14 protein-coding genes are annotated in these 15,598 nt (G+C 66.8%); 13 read left to right on the forward strand and 1 reads right to left on the reverse strand.

Annotated elements, in window-relative coordinates:
* Positions 1–24: 24 nt before the first annotated feature.
* The 11 genes from ACFYO1_RS12465 (at position 25) to ACFYO1_RS12515 (ending at position 10,433) form a co-directional block, all read left to right on the forward strand.
* Entirely contained in the window at positions 25–1,032 is a 1,008-nt protein-coding gene (locus tag ACFYO1_RS12465) for an ABC transporter permease (RefSeq protein WP_387229903.1), read from the forward strand.
* The gene (locus tag ACFYO1_RS12470) at positions 1,029–1,895 is read left to right on the forward strand and encodes an ABC transporter permease (RefSeq protein WP_387229905.1); all 867 of its coding nucleotides are present in this window, start codon (positions 1,029–1,031) and stop codon (positions 1,893–1,895) included. The genes ACFYO1_RS12465 and ACFYO1_RS12470 overlap by 4 nt, the downstream gene beginning before the upstream one ends.
* A complete protein-coding gene (locus tag ACFYO1_RS12475) occupies positions 1,892–3,547 on the forward strand; it encodes a dipeptide ABC transporter ATP-binding protein (RefSeq protein ID WP_387229907.1) in 1,656 nt (551 codons plus the stop codon). Before ACFYO1_RS12470 ends, ACFYO1_RS12475 begins: the two co-directional genes overlap by 4 nt.
* A 183-nt stretch (positions 3,548–3,730) precedes the next feature.
* Complete coding sequence (locus tag ACFYO1_RS12480) at positions 3,731–4,495, forward strand: hypothetical protein (RefSeq protein ID WP_387229909.1); 765 nt, start codon at positions 3,731–3,733, stop codon at positions 4,493–4,495.
* A 56-nt stretch (positions 4,496–4,551) separates the two neighbouring features.
* Positions 4,552–5,355: a hypothetical protein gene (locus ACFYO1_RS12485; RefSeq protein WP_378720674.1), complete on the forward strand. Its 804-nt coding sequence runs from the start codon at positions 4,552–4,554 to the stop codon at positions 5,353–5,355.
* A gap of 227 nt (positions 5,356–5,582) precedes the next feature.
* Positions 5,583–5,933, forward strand: coding sequence for a hypothetical protein (locus ACFYO1_RS12490; RefSeq protein ID WP_387229911.1), 351 nt, complete (start codon positions 5,583–5,585; stop codon positions 5,931–5,933).
* Between the two features lie 49 nt (positions 5,934–5,982).
* A complete protein-coding gene (locus tag ACFYO1_RS12495; RefSeq protein ID WP_387229913.1) occupies positions 5,983–6,315 on the forward strand; it encodes a hypothetical protein in 333 nt (110 codons plus the stop codon).
* 178 nt (positions 6,316–6,493) lie between these two features.
* Positions 6,494–7,510: a FecCD family ABC transporter permease gene (locus ACFYO1_RS12500; protein WP_387229915.1), complete on the forward strand. Its 1,017-nt coding sequence runs from the start codon at positions 6,494–6,496 to the stop codon at positions 7,508–7,510.
* Positions 7,507–8,547: a FecCD family ABC transporter permease gene (locus ACFYO1_RS12505; protein ID WP_387229917.1), complete on the forward strand. Its 1,041-nt coding sequence runs from the start codon at positions 7,507–7,509 to the stop codon at positions 8,545–8,547. The genes ACFYO1_RS12500 and ACFYO1_RS12505 overlap by 4 nt, the downstream gene beginning before the upstream one ends.
* Before the next feature lie 29 nt (positions 8,548–8,576).
* Positions 8,577–9,398 (forward strand): ABC transporter ATP-binding protein, encoded by an 822-nt coding sequence (locus ACFYO1_RS12510; RefSeq protein ID WP_387229919.1) that lies wholly within the window; start codon positions 8,577–8,579, stop codon positions 9,396–9,398.
* 15 nt (positions 9,399–9,413) lie between these two features.
* Positions 9,414–10,433 (forward strand): ABC transporter substrate-binding protein, encoded by a 1,020-nt coding sequence (locus ACFYO1_RS12515; protein ID WP_387229921.1) that lies wholly within the window; start codon positions 9,414–9,416, stop codon positions 10,431–10,433.
* A gap of 86 nt (positions 10,434–10,519) precedes the next feature.
* Here the strand turns inward: ACFYO1_RS12515 and ACFYO1_RS12520 are convergent, their stop codons facing one another.
* Positions 10,520–11,545 carry an isopenicillin N synthase family dioxygenase gene (locus ACFYO1_RS12520; protein WP_387229923.1) on the reverse strand — a complete coding sequence of 342 codons (1,026 nt, stop codon included), beginning with the start codon at positions 11,543–11,545 and terminating at the stop codon, positions 10,520–10,522.
* Between the two features lie 1,064 nt (positions 11,546–12,609).
* Here ACFYO1_RS12520 and ACFYO1_RS12525 point away from each other — a divergent pair.
* Positions 12,610–14,256, forward strand: a complete 1,647-nt coding sequence (locus ACFYO1_RS12525; protein WP_387229925.1) for a fatty acyl-AMP ligase — start codon at positions 12,610–12,612, stop codon at positions 14,254–14,256.
* On the forward strand, positions 14,253–15,581 hold the full coding sequence (locus tag ACFYO1_RS12530; RefSeq protein ID WP_387229928.1) for a MupA/Atu3671 family FMN-dependent luciferase-like monooxygenase: 1,329 nt from the start codon (positions 14,253–14,255) through the stop codon (positions 15,579–15,581). The genes ACFYO1_RS12525 and ACFYO1_RS12530 overlap by 4 nt, the downstream gene beginning before the upstream one ends.
* Positions 15,582–15,598 lie beyond the last annotated feature (17 nt).

Below are 15,598 nucleotides of genomic sequence, written 5' to 3' on the forward strand. Positions count from 1 at the left end.
GCATGGCGAACCGGTGTGGTGTCGATGACCCTGGAGATCATCGCGCCGCCCGCGGCGGAAGTCGCCGACGACAGCGCCCCGGACGCGCGGGTTCGGCTCGGGAAACGAATACTGCTGCGGCTGATCTCGGGTGTCGGCGTGCTGTGGGGCGCGGCCACCCTCTCCTTCGTCGGCGTGCGGCTGGCGCCGGGTGACACGGTCGACGTGTTGCTCGGCGAGCAGCCGCGCACGCCGGAGATCGAGGCGGCCATCCGTGCCGAATGGGGGCTCGACAGTCCCGCGATCGTGCAATACGCCAGGTACCTGTGGAATGTGGCGCACGGCGACTTCGGGCGCTCCTACGTCCTGCAACGGCCGGTCTCGGAGGTGATCGGCTCGCAGGCCGGGCCGACGCTGGCGCTCACCGGGGGCGCGCTGCTGGTAGCGCTGGTGTTCGCCGTGGTCGTCGCGACGACCACCGCGCGGCGGCGGCGCGCCCGCGCCATCGCGAACGCGGTTGAGCTGGCACTGATCTCGACGCCCGCGTTCTGGCTCGGCATCGTGCTGCTCGCGGTGTTCAGCTTCCAGTTGAAGATCTTTCCGGTGGCCGCCAACAAGGGCCTGTCCGCCCTGGTGCTGCCCGCGTTCGCGCTCGGTCTCTCGCTCGGCGCGGTCATCTCCCAGGTGCTGCGGGACGGGATGGAGCGGGCACTGGACGAGCCGTTCGCGGTGACCGTGCGCTCGTGGTCGGTGAGCGAGACCGAGCTGCGCCTGCGGCACGGGCTGCGCCACGCCGCACTGCCCGCCGTGACCCTGACCGGCTGGCTGGTCGGCGGGTTGCTGGGCGGGGCGGTGATCATCGAGGAGGTCTTCGGCAGGCCGGGCCTCGGCCGGGTGACCGTCGACGCCGTACTGGCACAGGATCTTCCGGTGGTGCTCGCGGTCGCGATCCTGTCCGCGCTGGTCTATGTGGTGATCAGCACGCTGGTCGATCTGCTGTACCTGTGGCTCGACCCGCGACTGCGCCGGGACTCCCGAGGGGGAGGGGCATGACAACGATCGGTGCTCCACGCATGGCGATCCATCGAATTGCCACGCGGGCAAGGCATTTGAGTGTACCGCCGGGTGTCGCCATCGCGGCGGTGACGGTAATCCTGGTCGCCATAGCGGTGATCGCTCCCACCGTGCTGGCCGGCAATGATCCGCTGGCCGCCGATCCCCTTGCCGCCCAGCTGTCGCCGAGCGCGCAGCACTGGTTCGGCACCGATCATCTGGGCCGCGATGTCTTCACCCGGGTGGTTCACGGCGCGCGCTACTCACTGCTCATCGGGGTCACCGCCGTCGCGATCGCGGTGGTGGTCGGCACGGCGCTCGGCCTGCTGTCCGGGTTGGCCCGCGGGCTGCTCGACGAGCTGATCACCCGCTTCCTCGACGTGGTCTCCGCGTTTCCCGATCTGCTGCTCGCGCTGGTACTGATCTCGTTCACCGGACCGGGAACCACGAACCTGATCTTCGCGCTCGGCATCGCCTCCATTCCCCGGTTCGCCCGGGTGGTGCGCGCCCAGACCCTCGTCGTCCAGGAATCCGGGTACGTCGAGCAGGCCCGAACCTTCGGGCTCACCCGGGCCACGCTGGTACGCAGGCACGTCCTGCCGCACGCGGTCGCCCAGGTACCGATCCTGGCCACCATCGGCCTGGGCACCGCGATCCTCGGCGCGGCCGGCCTGAGCTTCCTCGGAATGGGACCGCAGCCCCCGGAACCGGAATGGGGAGCCATGCTCGCCGAGGGACGCAACTATCTGCGCAACGCCTGGTGGATCGCGGTACTACCCGGTGTGGCGGTCACCGCCACCGTCATCGCGGTGAGTTCGCTCGGCCGGCATTGGCAACGGCACTACGACGGGAGGCCCTCATGAGCCTGGTCTCGATCACGAACCTGCGCATCGGGTTTCCGGCGAAGGCGGGCAGCCGAGACGTGGTGCACGGCATCGACCTGCGGATCGAACCGGGGGAGGTTGTCGCGCTCGTCGGCGAGTCGGGTTCCGGCAAGTCGGTGACCGCGCGCGCCCTGCTCGGTCTGTCCGGATCCGGGGCCGACGTCCGCGCGGACAGTTTCGAGCTGTTCGGGCAGAACGCGCGGGCGTATCGCGAGCGGCAGTGGCGGCGGATCCGCGGTTCCGATATCGGGTTCGTCCTCCAGGACGCGCTCGTGTCCCTCGATCCGCTGTGCACGATCGGCGCCACCCTCGCGGAAGCGCAACGCGCGCTGACCGAGCTGCGCGGGGCGGCGCGTACCGCGCGCAGCGTGCGGCTGCTCACCGATGTGGGGGTCCCCGAACCCGAGCGGCGACTGCGGCAGTACCCGCACGAACTCTCCGGCGGGCTGCGCCAGCGGGTGCTGATCGCGACGGCGATCGCGGGCGATCCCCGCCTGATCATCGCCGACGAGCCGACCACCGCGCTCGATGTCACTGTGCAGCAACAGATTCTGGAGTTGCTCCGGCAGCGTAAAGCGGCGGGCAACGCGCTGTTGCTGATCAGCCACGATCTCGCGGTGGTCGCGGAGCTGGCAGATCGGGTGCTGGTGATGAAGGACGGGACAGTTGTCGAGCAGGGGAGCACGCGGGACGTCCTGACCCGGCCGAAGCACGTTTACACGAAACGCTTGCTCGCCGCCGTTCCCTCCGCCGACTCCCGCGGTACCGCATTGTCCATTCCGGATGATTCGTCCGGCCTCGACCTCCACGACCGCAGACCGCTACCGCCGCGCACCGTGGACGAGACCCGAATCGTGTTGTCCGTGCAGAACCTTCGCAAAACCTATGGCACCGGACCGGCCGCTCGCACCGTGGTCGACAACGTCGACTTCGACCTGTTCGCCGGCGAGACCCTCGGCATCGTCGGCGAGTCCGGCTCCGGCAAGACGACCACCGCACGCCTCGCGTTGCGCCTCGTCGCGCCGACCGCCGGCCGCGTCGTCGTCGACGGCGAACCGTGGAGCGAATACTCGGAGAAGGAACTGCGCCGCCACCGCGGCACCGCCCAATTGATCGCCCAGGACCCGCTGAGCTCCTTCGACCCCCGCTACACCGTCGAACGCATCATCGGCGAAAGCCTTGACACAGTTGACATTCGAGGCCGCGCCCGCGCAACCCGCGTCCGCGAAGTACTCGACGCGGTCCAGCTGACCCCCGATTTCCTCGACCGCCACCCCCGCACCCTCTCCGGCGGCCAACGCCAACGGGTCGCCATCGCCCGCGCCATCGCCCCCCGCCCCGCCCTCATCGTCGCCGACGAACCCGTCTCCGCCCTCGACGTCTCCGTCCAAGCCCAAATCCTCGACCTACTCGCCACCCTCCAAGCCCAATTTGGCACCGCCCTCCTACTCATCTCCCACGACCTCGGCGTAATCCACCACACCGCAGACCGCGTAGTCGTCATGAAAGACGGCCGCATAGTCGAATCCGGCACCGTCCAAACAGTTTTCACCACCCCCCACCACGATTACACCCGCCGCCTCATCTCCTCGGTCCCCCAACTCCCGGGCGCGGAACGGTCACGGTCATGAATTCGGATTCGGTTGCCGTACGCATAAGGAATGCGCACCGTGGAAGTTGACAAACCGATCGGTACCAGCGAGGGTGGTCGCGTCCGCCTTGACGGCGACTGACATGACTTGGGGGTTGATGTTGATTCCGGGTGTTCCGACGCTGCCTGCCTCGCAGGCAACCAGCCACGGACAGGCGCGGCGATGAGCGGGGGGTTCTACAACCACTATGACGACCCCGACGAATACTGGGACGAGGAACCGCTTCGGTCGGCCCCGAAAGCGCCGCCCGTAGCGTCCGCGCCGAGTGCGCCCACGCCGTCATTCAGCCGCCCCGCTCCCACCGCCCGAGACCTGGCGGGCGCGTCGAGCTCGACCGCTCTGATGGCGAGCCTCGGCCTGACTCCGCCGCCGAAGTCATCGCTGGTTTCCGTGACCGTCGGCCCCGATCGCCTGCCTGTCGATATCAAGCTGGGGCGTAACTGGAAGGCCGCGTTCGATCCATCGCAGTACGGTAAGTCGATTGTGGATGCCTACCGCTATGGCATGTACGAGTGGGCCGCGCGCACGGTCGAGTCCGGAGCGTTGCCGCCGTCGACCGTACCGTCGCTACGTAACGCCACACCGTTATTGCTGAGGACCCGCACGATAGAAGACTATCGAGGACTTTACGACCAACTGTTCCTCGAAACCCCGCTCGAAGTACATGGCCCGGGACGCGACGCATTCGGCAGACCGGCGCTGACCGTCATCGCAACGTGGTCCAAGTTGATCTCGATCAGCCTCGATCCCGGCTGGGTAGAGGGCATCGAGGTCGATTTCGTCGCGCAGGACATTCTCGAGTGCTGTGCGCAGATACGCGCGCGGAAGCCTCGGCCCGTGCACGATATCTATCTCGACCAGGAGACGGACAGCGAATTGGCTGCACGGGTGCTGGCGCACGAGCGGTACCTCATGGAATACAGCTAGCCGGCACGTTGTAGCGGGTCAATCGGACATGATGTAAGAACGGAAATTCGGGATCGATGGTCGAATTATCGGAAAAGACGCTGGCTCAGGTCAGGGATGATTTCTCGCGCGCGGTCGAGGACGTCAAGAAGACGCCGGACAAAATCAACGATGCGGTCGACAAGCTCAAGTACATCGCACCTCTGGTATACCTCAAGGTGAGCGACGTCCGGGACGATATCCAAGACACCCTTGCCGACCTGTTCGAGAAGCTCAAACAGGCCGTCGAGGGGATGTTCGCCCCCTGGCTGTTCCTGGACTACGCGGCCAAATGGCAATGGATAGGCGCCGAGGTCCGCGGCTGCATCGGCATGCAAGGCCGCCGCGAGTTGAACATGGAAGGCCGATGGGACGGTAGCGCCTACAAGTCGTTCAAGACGACGAAGGAAAGCCAGCAGGCGGCCATGACCACCATCGACAATATGTGCACCACCATTCACGACCGGCTGATCACGGTCGCCGAGGAGGGGCAGAATCTCTACTACAACATCACCAACAAGCTGGCTACGATTATCGCCAACGTCGCGACGTTCGTCGAGGAAACGGGCGCGACGGCCGGCGTCGCTTCGATCTGGACCATCAATAATTTGAATTCCGCCATCGTGGCGGCCGTCGAACTCGTCGCCCAGGCGCTCACCGACTTCGTCAAGGTACAGAGCAAGGTCTACGTCGCGAGTAACGATCTCAAAAACCTGATCCGAGCTCCATCCGGGTTCGATGTCGCCAAATCGGGCGCGGTGACGTGGCCCTCCGGTGCGACCGATCTGTTCGACGACAAGGGCGACGATTGGCATCAAGACGGAGAGGACAAGGAGAAGTGAGGTCCTCGCAGCGCCGCGCGGCCCGGCACGCTGTGCGCTTCGGTTCGGCTTCGAGGAGCCTGGCCGTCGCGGCGGGCATCTCCGCTGTAGCCGTGGTATCCGCTTGTGGGTCAGGCGAATTCGTGACACCGACGGCGACGCCGAGCTCGTCGGCCGGGGCGGCGGCCAGCGCCGGAGCGTGTGCGAACGGGCCGTCGTCGCCCGCTCAGAACGCGGACGAGAAATTCTTGACCGTGGAGCTCGCGAAGCTGCGACTTCCGGCCGGAACCTGCTTGTTCATGGTCGACACGGTCGATATGCGCGACAAGCCGGGCATGATCTCGGTGACCGTCGATTTCGATGCCGCCGGGTCGACGAGTCCGGATGATTTGCGCCCGGTGGCCACCGATGTCGCCCATCTGCTGAAGCACACCGAGATCGGGTCGCGGACGGCGGTGGTGGACATCACCAACCAGGGTGCGGCAAAGCCGAAGTACCGCACGCTGCTGACCGATGAGAGTTTCCAGGACCACCCGTGGGACGGCACTTCGTCCACGGAAGCCGAGCTGGCGATCTGGAAGATCGTGAACCCGAATTGATGTCCGCGTGGATCTCAATGAGCAACGACACCGTGTGGAGTGATCATCTATGACCAGAGAGCTAAAGGTCGACGTCGATCTCCTGGAGCAGGTCTCCAAGGTCTGGCTGACCGAGGTGGCGCCGGAGTTGGGCCAGACCGCCGGAGAGATCGACCCGTTGAAGTACACGGTAGTGCAGTTCGGACCCCTGTTCTTCGGGATGTGGGACGCCTACACCGCCGCCGCGGAATTCATCCAGAAGCGCCTCAACGAGGCCAAGCCGGTGGCCGAGCAGATCGGAAACGCACTGCACACCGCTTCCACCAGCTTCGCGCTCCAGCAGGAACAGCAGACGCAGGAGACCGACAAGCTGAAGCACATCATGGAGGGCACCGGGAAGTAGCGCCGACTGCTACGGGCAGACAAGTGCCGAAATCCTCTGTGATGCAGAGGGTTTCGGCTTTCTTGGTTTTTGCCGCGCCGCGCCGCGGCGGTGCTGCCCACCGGCGGCTCAAACATCCCACCACTCATGAATTAGGGTAGGCAAACCGTATAGTCTGCAACCGAAGGTAATCGACAACATGGATCGCGCCCGCACCAGGACGCTCCCGCTCGCACTGGGGCTGGCGCTGCTGTTAGCGCTGCTCGGGTTGACCGTGCTGCTGAGCATCGCCATCGGCTCGCGCGCGTTGACGTTCAGCACCGTGCTCGACGCGTTGTTCCACTACAACCCGGCCGACGTGGACCACGCCGTGGTGCGCGATCTGCGCCTGCCGCGCACCGTGATCGGAGTCCTGGTCGGCACCGCGCTGGGCCTGGCCGGCTCGATCATCCAGGGCGCGACCCGAAACCCGCTCGCCGATCCCGGCCTGCTCGGGGTGAACGCGGGCGCGGCGTTGTTCGTCGTGCTCGGGATCAGCGTGCTCGGCCTGAGTTCGGTGACCGGCTACGTGTGGTTCGGCTTCGCCGGCGCCGCGGTCGCGGGCGGCGTCGTGTATCTGGTCAGTTCGCTCGGCCGGGACGGCGCCACGCCGATGAAACTCGCGCTCGCCGGCGCCGCGGTGACCGCCGCGTTGCAGTCGGTGACCAGCGGATTGTTGCTCACCGACACCACCACTTTCGATCAGTACCGCTTCTGGCAGGTGGGTTCGCTCGCCGAGCGCGACCTGCCGACCGTCGGGCAGGCGCTGCCGTTCCTCGCGGTCGGCATCCTGCTCGCGACGCTGTCGGCGCGCATGTTGAACGCGCTGGCGCTCGGCCCGGACGTGGCTCGCGCGCTGGGCCAGAACGTGCCGCTGGCCCGCGGTGTTGCCGCCCTCGCGGTGGTCATCCTGTGCGGTGCGGCCACGGCCATCGCCGGACCCATCGCCTTCGTCGGCCTGATGATCCCGCACGCCGCCCGGCTGATCACCGGCCCCGACCACCGCTGGCTGCTGCCCTACGCCGCCGTGCTGGCCTCGATCCTGCTGCTGGCCGCCGACGTGGCCGGCCGCGTCATCGCCCGCCCGGCCGAGGTGCAGGTCGGTGTGGTGACCGCCGTCATCGGCGGGCCGCTGCTCGTCGTGCTCGTGCGCCGACGCAAGCTGGTGGCGGCGTGAGTGCCGTCGACGCGGCCGCGCTGGCCGCCGTCGCCCACGCCCGGCGTGGCGGCGCCACGCGCGCCGGGGCGGTGACCCTCGGGTTGTTCTTGGCGCTGGTTGTGGTGTTCGCGCTGAGCCTTGCCGTCGGCTCGTATTCGGTTCCGCTGAACGAGATTCCGGGCATCCTGTTCGGCGGCGGCACCGGGCAGGACGCGTTCGTGGTCAGGCAGCTGCGGTTGCCGCGCGCGGTCGCGGCCACACTGGTCGGTGTCGCGTTCGGCCTCGGCGGCACGCTGTTTCAGCGCTTGCTCCGAAACCCGCTGGCCAGCCCGGACGTGATCGGCGTCTCCCAGGGCGCGAGCGCGGCCGCGGTCGCCGCACTGGTCGTCTTCGGACTGTCCGGCACCGCGCTGTCGCTGGCCGCGTTCGCCGGCGCGGTCGGCACCGGCGCGCTGATCTACCGCCTCGCGCACCGCGGCGGGGTGAACGGGTTTCGTCTGGTGCTGGTCGGCGTCGGCGTCGGCGCGGTGTTGACCAGCGTCGTCTCGTACCTCATGACCTGGGCCGACGTCGCGCTCGCCCAGCAGGCGCTGGTCTGGATGATCGGCAATCTCAACGGCCGCAGCTGGCACCACGTCATCCCGCTGGCGCTCGCGCTCGCGGTGCTGATCCCGGCCGCCGCGCTGCTCGCCCCCGCGCTGAACGGACTGCAACTCGGCGACGACGTCGCGGCCGGGCTGGGCCTGCGGGTGGAGTACACGCGGCTGCTGTTGCTGCTGATCGCCACCGCCAGTGTGGCTTTCGCGACCGCGGTGGCCGGTCCCATCGCGTTCGTCGCCTTCGTCGCGAACCCGATCGCCGCCCGGTTGACCGGCGGCGGTCGCACGGCCTTGGTGCCGGCCGCGCTCACCGGCGCGCTGGTCACGCTGGTCGCCGACTTCGTCGCACAGCACCTGCTCGGCACCGCGCTGCCGGTCGGCGTCGTGACCGGCGCGGTCGGCGCGCCGTATCTGCTGTGGCTGCTCGCGGCGGCCAACCGAGCCGGGCGAGTCTGAGAGGTCTGTGCGTGTCTGAAAGGAAAAGCGTGACACCAACTCTGCGCACCGAGCACCTGCGGCTCGGCTATGGACCGGTGACGATCGTGAACGACCTCACCGTGCGCATCCCCGAGGGCAAGGTGACGATGATCGTCGGCACCAACGCGTGCGGAAAATCGACTCTGCTGCGCGGATTGGCCCGGTTGCTCGCACCGATCCAGGGCGCGGTCTATCTGGGCGACGAGCAGATCTCCGCGCAGCGCAGCAAGGACGTCGCTCGCGTGCTCGGCCTGCTGCCGCAGTCCCCGGTCGCGCCCGAGGGCATCACGGTGGCGGACCTGGTCGGTCGCGGTCGCTACCCGCATCAGGGCATGTTCCGCCGATGGACGCCCGAGGACGACGCCGCGGTCGCGCGCGCGTTGCAAGTCACCGACACCGTCGAGCTGGCCTCGCGCTCGGTCGACGAACTCTCCGGCGGCCAGCGCCAGCGGGTGTGGATCGCCATGGCGCTGGCCCAGCGCACCCCGATCATGCTGCTCGACGAGCCGACCACCTTCCTCGACATCGCCCACCAGGTAGAGGTGCTCGACCTGCTCGCGGACCTCAACAAGGTCGACGGCACCACCGTGGTGATCGTGATGCACGACCTCAACCTGGCCGCCCGCTACGGCGATCACCTCATCGCCATGAAGGCCGGCGACATCGCGTGCGAGGGCGCACCCGCGGACGTGCTCACCGCGGAATTGGTCGAAGACGTCTTCGGCCTGCCGTCCCGGATCATCCCGGACCCCGTGTCCGGCACCCCGATGGTCGTTCCGATCGGACGGCATCGCATCGGCCGGGCCGCCGTGCCCGCCACCCGGTCCTAGGAAAGGAATCACACAATGGTCCGATGGACGAAGGCGGTGGTCGCCGTGGCGGCCGTCGCGCTGCTCACCGCATGCGGGTCCGATCCCGCCACCACCCCCGCGGGCGCGGGCGACACCGGCCACGGCGACAAGAATGTCGCCACCGGCGGCGCGATGTTCGCCACCGCCGACACCGAGACCGCCAAACTCAAGGCCGACGTCGGACCCGGGGTGTTCCCGCGCACGGTCACCCAGGCCATGGGACAGACCCGGATCGAGAAGAAGCCAACGCGGGTAGTCGTTCTCGACTCCGGCGAGCTGGATGACGTTCTCGCCCTTGGCGTTACGCCAGTCGGCATGGCCACCACCGCCGGCCAGCAGGGAGTGCCGTCGTATCTGGCCGACCGGGTGCAGAACATCGCCACCGTCGGTCCGACCAACACCCTCGACCTGGAGAAGATCGCCGCGCTGAAGCCGGACCTGATCCTGGGCAGCAAGTTGCGCGTCAACGACCTGTACCCGCAGCTGTCCGCCATCGCGCCGACCGTATTCTCCATCCGCCCCGGCTTCCCGTGGAAGGAGAACTTCTTGCTGGTCGGCGCCGCCCTCGGCGCGGAAGAACAAGCCACCAAGCTGCTCAACGACTACCAGACCAAGGCGAATCAGGTGAAGGCCAAACTGCCTGCCGCGCCGACGATTTCACTCGTCCGCTTCATGAGCGGCAACATCCGCCTCTACGCCAACAAATCCTTCATCGGCGTCATCCTCGCCGACGTCGGCCTGCCGCGCCCGGCGAATCAGAACGTCAACGAACTGGCGGTAGAGGTCTCGAAGGAAAACATCGACCAGGCCGCCGCCGACTGGATCTTCTACTCCAGCTACGGCGCCGAGGTCTCCCCGGACCAGAAGGCCGTTACCGCCGGCCCGATCTGGCGCAACTCCAGCGCGGTCAAAGCCGGCCACGCCATCGCCGTCGACGACGAGGTCTGGTTCCTCGGCCTCGGCCCGATCGGCGCCATGCGCGTCCTCGACGACCTCGCCAAGTTCCTCGCCTGAGCGCCTACCGATAGTCGACCGCGTGGCCTGCAAGACCATTCGTCCGCCGAGCGGGACGCGGCAGTGCTCCTGGGAGCGCCGGTAGGTCAGTCGGCCGCCTGGTAGTCGTGTGGGTCGGCGGCAAAGGTTTTCTGCATCTTTCGGGAGATCCATTCGCCGGCGGTGGTCGCACCGTAGTGTTGCCGCGCGTCGCCGCCGGTGAAGGAGCCGATGGGGTCGATAGGTGTGTCGTGGTTGGGAAGGTAGAAGAACGGGATCGATAGGCGGGACGAGCTGTTGCCGCGTTCGGGATTGATCACTCGGTGCAGGGTGGAGACCCATCGGCCCGCGGTCCACAGGGACATCAGATCGCCGATATTGACGATGAATCCGCCGGGAATGGTTGGGACGTCCCGCCATTCGCCGGTCCCGTGTCGGACCTGGAGCCCGCCGACGTCGGTGTCCTGAAAGAGGATGGTCAGGCTGCCCCAGTCGGTGTGCTCGCCGCGGCGCAGTTGGCCCGGCAGCGGCGCCTCGCGCTGCGGGAAGTAGTAGTTGACGGCCACCGAGGAGACATGCCGGTCGAAGATGCCGTCGAAGAAGTGCTCGTCCAGCTCCAACGCAAGCGCGAACAGCCGCATGAGATCACCGGCCAACCGCGTCAGCGCCGCCATGTACGCGCGCCAGATGTCCGCGAAGTCCGCCGGCGTATCAGGCCAGGCATTGGCCAACTTCCATGAGGCCCAATGCTTCCCGAGACCGGCACGCGCCTGGTCACTGAGGTCCCCGGTTACGTGCGCCGAAAAGACCTCGCAGAGATCCGGCGGCGTCCGCTTGTCCAGACTGTGCGCTGTAGATCCCGCCATCCGCCGAAACCCCGACACTCCGGGCCGATGCGCGACAACATCTTTCACCGCGTCGGGCAGCGAGAAGAACTCCCGATTCGTCACACACATCCGCTCGATGAGCTCCGCCGGCACCCCATGCCCGACCACGGTGAAGAACCCCGAACCCGCACAGGCCGCTCCGATCGCCTCGGCGATACGCCGCCGCCCCGAGTCACTGTCCCTGGACGACAGATCGATCACCGGAACAAACCCCTCGGCAACCGTCACCCGATTCTGCTCACTCAATGTTGTTGTCCTATCTCGCTATACGGCAGGTAGGCATCGAGTATCGAAAGATCGACTACGAACAGCCGTCCGATGAACGTGCCGTCGCCGATTTCTCCATGTAGCGGCGCGCGTCCACTGAGAACCTCTATCCCGGGCGGCCCCGGATGCACAGAACGTGCACACACGCCGATCGGGTACTCCGCCGGGCGAACCGGGTGCGGCATCGCCTGGCCCCGAATCGACCCGGGGAGGAATGGGCGATCCACCCGTGCGACACGGCGTCCGAAATCCATTGGAACGTCGCGAATTGTGATAATCCGCCTCGAATCTCGCGATATCGCCGATGCAATCACGGCCGACTCCTCGGCAACAATCGAATAACAGCACTGCCGACACGCGCAAGGCGGCGGCTCGATTCCGCCGATGTGTGCATATCGGCTGATTCGGTGAATGCTCGTCCCTGCTCGACGCCCCCACGCGCCTTTTATGGTCCCGGCATAAACCTCGACCCATCCGCGACACTCGCGGCGACGAACTAGGAGGAACACTCGACCACTGCCGTCGCGCCGCACTCTGGAAGGAGAACAGTGACACGTATCAGTTCGCTACCCTTTGCCGTCCTATCGTGCCGCTGACGAGACGTTTCCGGAAATATTCGAGCGATCGGAATCGAGTGCGCGAGCAGCGGGTGATCCCCAGTGGGGTAATGACTTTCGACGCCGGAGGCGGCGACGGTCGGACGTCGCACCGGCGTTCTGGGCCGCCGAATATGGTCAAAAGACCAATTGTCGGAACGGTAGCCGCCCGGTTTCAGAAGCAATCGCTTGGTGCTGTGAACGCGCGACGGGTCGCCGCAGTTCCGGGTGTGAACGGCGGTCGACAGACCGGAGTTCGGGCGCCGCTCGGTCCCTCGGATCTGTGCAAAGATGTGCAGCGCGCGGAGCGGGACCGACTCGCTGCCGGGCGTCTTGTGCAGACCTGAAAGTCGTTCGTCCAGTGGGGCTATAGCTGAATTGGGAGGTCGAAGGTCGATGAGTTACGAACAATTATCGGAGCGCCCGTCGACTCTGGCGGACATCTTGATGAGTCGCGCCGCGGCGCAACCCACACGCGTCGGCTACACGTTTCTCGACGGCCGCGGCAACCGCGAAGTCGAGGATTATGCGGTCCTCCTCGGACGGGTGGTCGGCTTGGCGACCCGGTTGCAGGAAATCAGCGCGCCGGGCGATCGAATTCTGCTGCTGTGCCCGCCGAGCCTCGACATGGTGCACGCGTTCTTCGCCTGCCTGCTGAGCCGGCGGGTCGCCGTGCCCCTCTATGTGCCGACCTCGCAACGACATTCCGAAACCGTCACGGCGATCGCGCGGGACAGTGGCGCGGTGGCCGTCATCGCGCCGCAGTCGGCCGCGACGATAGCCCATGACCTGCTCGGTTGGCCCGATGACAAGATCATCGACAGCGCCGCCACCGACGGCGGTACTTCCCGGCCGGTGCTCGACACGCCGCTGCCTTCCGCCGACGATGTGGCGCACCTGCAATACACCTCGGGTTCCACCGGCAGCCCGAAAGGTGTTGTGGTGCGCCACCGCAACCTCATGCACAATCTCGAATGCCAGCGGCGCGCCTTCGGCCACACCGAGAACAGCACGGCCGTCCATTGGCTGCCGCCCTCGCACGACATGGGCATGATCCTGGGAATTCTCTCGCCGCTTTTCGTCGGTTATCCGGTGACGCTCATGTCGCCGCTGACCTTCCTGCGTGATCCGCTCATCTGGTTGCGCGCGATATCGGAGAACACGAATACCACTGCGGGCGGCCCGAATCTGGCCTATGGAATCTGTGCCGAACGGGTATCGCGCGCGGAGGCCGAGCAGCTGGATCTGTCGCGATGGGACGTCGCGTTCGTCGGCGCCGAACCGGTGAACCCGATCGTCTTGCGCAAATTCGCCGACAAGTTCGAGGTGAGTGGATTCCGCCGGGCGAGCTTCTTTCCCGGCTACGGTCTCGCCGAGGCGACGCTGTATGTGAGTGGGGGACCGGTCGGCTCGGGCCTGCGCACGAGTTCGTTCGCGAGCGAGGACCTGGAAAAGGGCCTTGTCGTGGCACAGTCGAACGGCCGGGAACTGGTCGATCTGGGGCGGGTCGGCGCGGGGACCGCGGCGTTGATCGATCCGGAGACACGTCGACGGGTGAATTCAGGACGGGTCGGCGAAATCTGGCTGTCCGGGCCGAGCGTCACGTCGGGCTACTGGAACAAACCCGAGGAGAGCACGGGAACATTCGCGGCGGAGATCGCCGAGGAGGACCGAACACCTTATCTGCGCACCGGCGATCTCGGCTTCATGGTCGATGAGCATCTCTTCGTCTGTGGACGGCTCAAAGAAGTCATGATCATCAACGGGCGAAATCTGTTCCCGCAAGATATCGAGTGGAGCATCGAATCCACGCACCCGAGTCTGCGCCGCGGCGGCTGCGCCGCGTTGTCGGCCGAAATCAACGGCGAGGAGCGATTGATCGTCGTGCAAGAACTCGACGACGAAATCGCGGACGACGGCGTCGCCGCCCTGGAGGCGTCGATCAGGTCCGCGGTCAGCCGCGACCACGCCGTCGCTCTGCACCGAGTCATCTTCGTGGACCGGGGCAAGGTGCTGAAGACGACCAGCGGCAAGATCCGCCGATCGCACCTGCGCCACCTGTACGCCAACGAGTCCGAATCGAGGGCCATATGACCGAGCCGCAGGGCGACGCCGACACCGCGGCATTTTTCCTGGAATGGGCGAGGCAGCGCCTAGGGCTCGAATCCGTCGACCCCCGAACACCGCTCACCGCGCTCGGCCTCGACTCGGTCAAAGCCGCCGAACTGCTGACGATGCTCGAGGATCGATTCGGCCTCGAGATATCCGCCGAGGACATCTACGGCGGCATGTGCGTCGCCGACCTGGTCGACGCGGTCGCCGAACACAGCGAGCCCGGTGCCCAGGTCGCCGGCTCGACCGCGCGGTCCTGCCCGGTCGGCGCGGGCCCCGAGTTCAGCCTGTTCTTCTTCGCCAGCGACGCGCAGCAAACCGGTGCGCAGCGCTACCGCCTGCTGTTCGACAGCGCCCGCTTCGCCGACGCACACGACTTCGCCTCGATCTGGTTGCCGGAGCGGCATTTCCACACGTTCGGCGGGCTGTACCCGAATCCCGCCGTGCTCGGCGCGGCCCTGGCGGCCATCACCCGGCGGGTGCGGATCCGGGCGGGCAGCGTGGTGTTGCCGCTGCACAACCCGGTGCGGATCGCCGAGGACTGGTCGGTGGTCGACAATCTGTCCGACGGCCGGGTCGATATCGCGTTCGCCACGGGCTGGAATCCCGACGATTTCGTTCTGGCGCAAGACAATTACCGCACCAGGGTCGAGGTCATGCGTTCCGGCATGCGGACCGTCCAGCAGCTGTGGCGGGGTGCGCCGATCGAGCTGCCGAACGGCGTGGGTGAATCGCGGTCGGTGCGCATCTTTCCCGCCCCGATCCAGCCGGACCTGGCGGCCTGGGTGACGTGCAGCGGCGGCGTGGAGCGCTTCGAGATGGCCGGCGAACTCGGCGTGAATGTGCTGACCGCCTTGCTGTTCCAGAGCGTCGACGAACTGGCGGACAAGATCACCGCCTATCGCAAGGCGCGCGCCCGGCACGGCCACGACGCCGACGGCGGAAAGGTCACGGTCATGCTGCACACGTTCGTCGGTGACGACGATGCCGCGGTGCGGCAGACGGTGCAGGGCCCGTTCAAGCGCTACCTCGCCGACTCCGTCGATCTGTGGCGCCGCGGCGCGGAGGCGCTCGACGGACTGGACGACCGATCGCGAAACAAGGTGCTGGACTTCGCCTTCGAACGGTACTACCGCACCAACGGCCTGTTCGGCACCCCGGATTCGGCGCTGCCGATGGTCGAAAGCCTGTACCGGGCGGGCGCCGACGAGATCGCCTGCCTCATCGACTTCGGCGTCGCCGAGCAGACCGTGCTCGACGGTCTCGAATCGCTGGCCACCCTCGCGAACAAAGCACGTTCTCTTTGAGCTTCGGATCTTCAGGA

The sequence above is a fragment of the Nocardia sp. NPDC006044 genome, from assembly GCF_042871115.1.
In the GTDB taxonomy this organism is placed as follows: Bacteria; Actinomycetota; Actinomycetes; order Mycobacteriales; family Mycobacteriaceae; genus Nocardia.

What these genes read in the sequence shown, in the direction of transcription:
- ACFYO1_RS12465 (WP_387229903.1), top strand. Translation starts at nt 25, where the DNA reads ATGACCCTGGAGATCATCGCGCCGCCCGCGGCGGAAGTCGCCGACGAC.
- ACFYO1_RS12470 (WP_387229905.1), top strand. Translation starts at nt 1,029, where the DNA reads ATGACAACGATCGGTGCTCCACGCATGGCGATCCATCGAATTGCCACG.
- ACFYO1_RS12475 (WP_387229907.1), top strand. Translation starts at nt 1,892, where the DNA reads ATGAGCCTGGTCTCGATCACGAACCTGCGCATCGGGTTTCCGGCGAAG.
- ACFYO1_RS12480 (WP_387229909.1), top strand. Translation starts at nt 3,731, where the DNA reads ATGAGCGGGGGGTTCTACAACCACTATGACGACCCCGACGAATACTGG.
- ACFYO1_RS12485 (WP_378720674.1), top strand. Translation starts at nt 4,552, where the DNA reads ATGGTCGAATTATCGGAAAAGACGCTGGCTCAGGTCAGGGATGATTTC.
- ACFYO1_RS12495 (WP_387229913.1), top strand. Translation starts at nt 5,983, where the DNA reads ATGACCAGAGAGCTAAAGGTCGACGTCGATCTCCTGGAGCAGGTCTCC.
- ACFYO1_RS12500 (WP_387229915.1), top strand. Translation starts at nt 6,494, where the DNA reads ATGGATCGCGCCCGCACCAGGACGCTCCCGCTCGCACTGGGGCTGGCG.
- ACFYO1_RS12515 (WP_387229921.1), top strand. Translation starts at nt 9,414, where the DNA reads ATGGTCCGATGGACGAAGGCGGTGGTCGCCGTGGCGGCCGTCGCGCTG.
- ACFYO1_RS12525 (WP_387229925.1), top strand. Translation starts at nt 12,610, where the DNA reads ATGAGTCGCGCCGCGGCGCAACCCACACGCGTCGGCTACACGTTTCTC.
- ACFYO1_RS12530 (WP_387229928.1), top strand. Translation starts at nt 14,253, where the DNA reads ATGACCGAGCCGCAGGGCGACGCCGACACCGCGGCATTTTTCCTGGAA.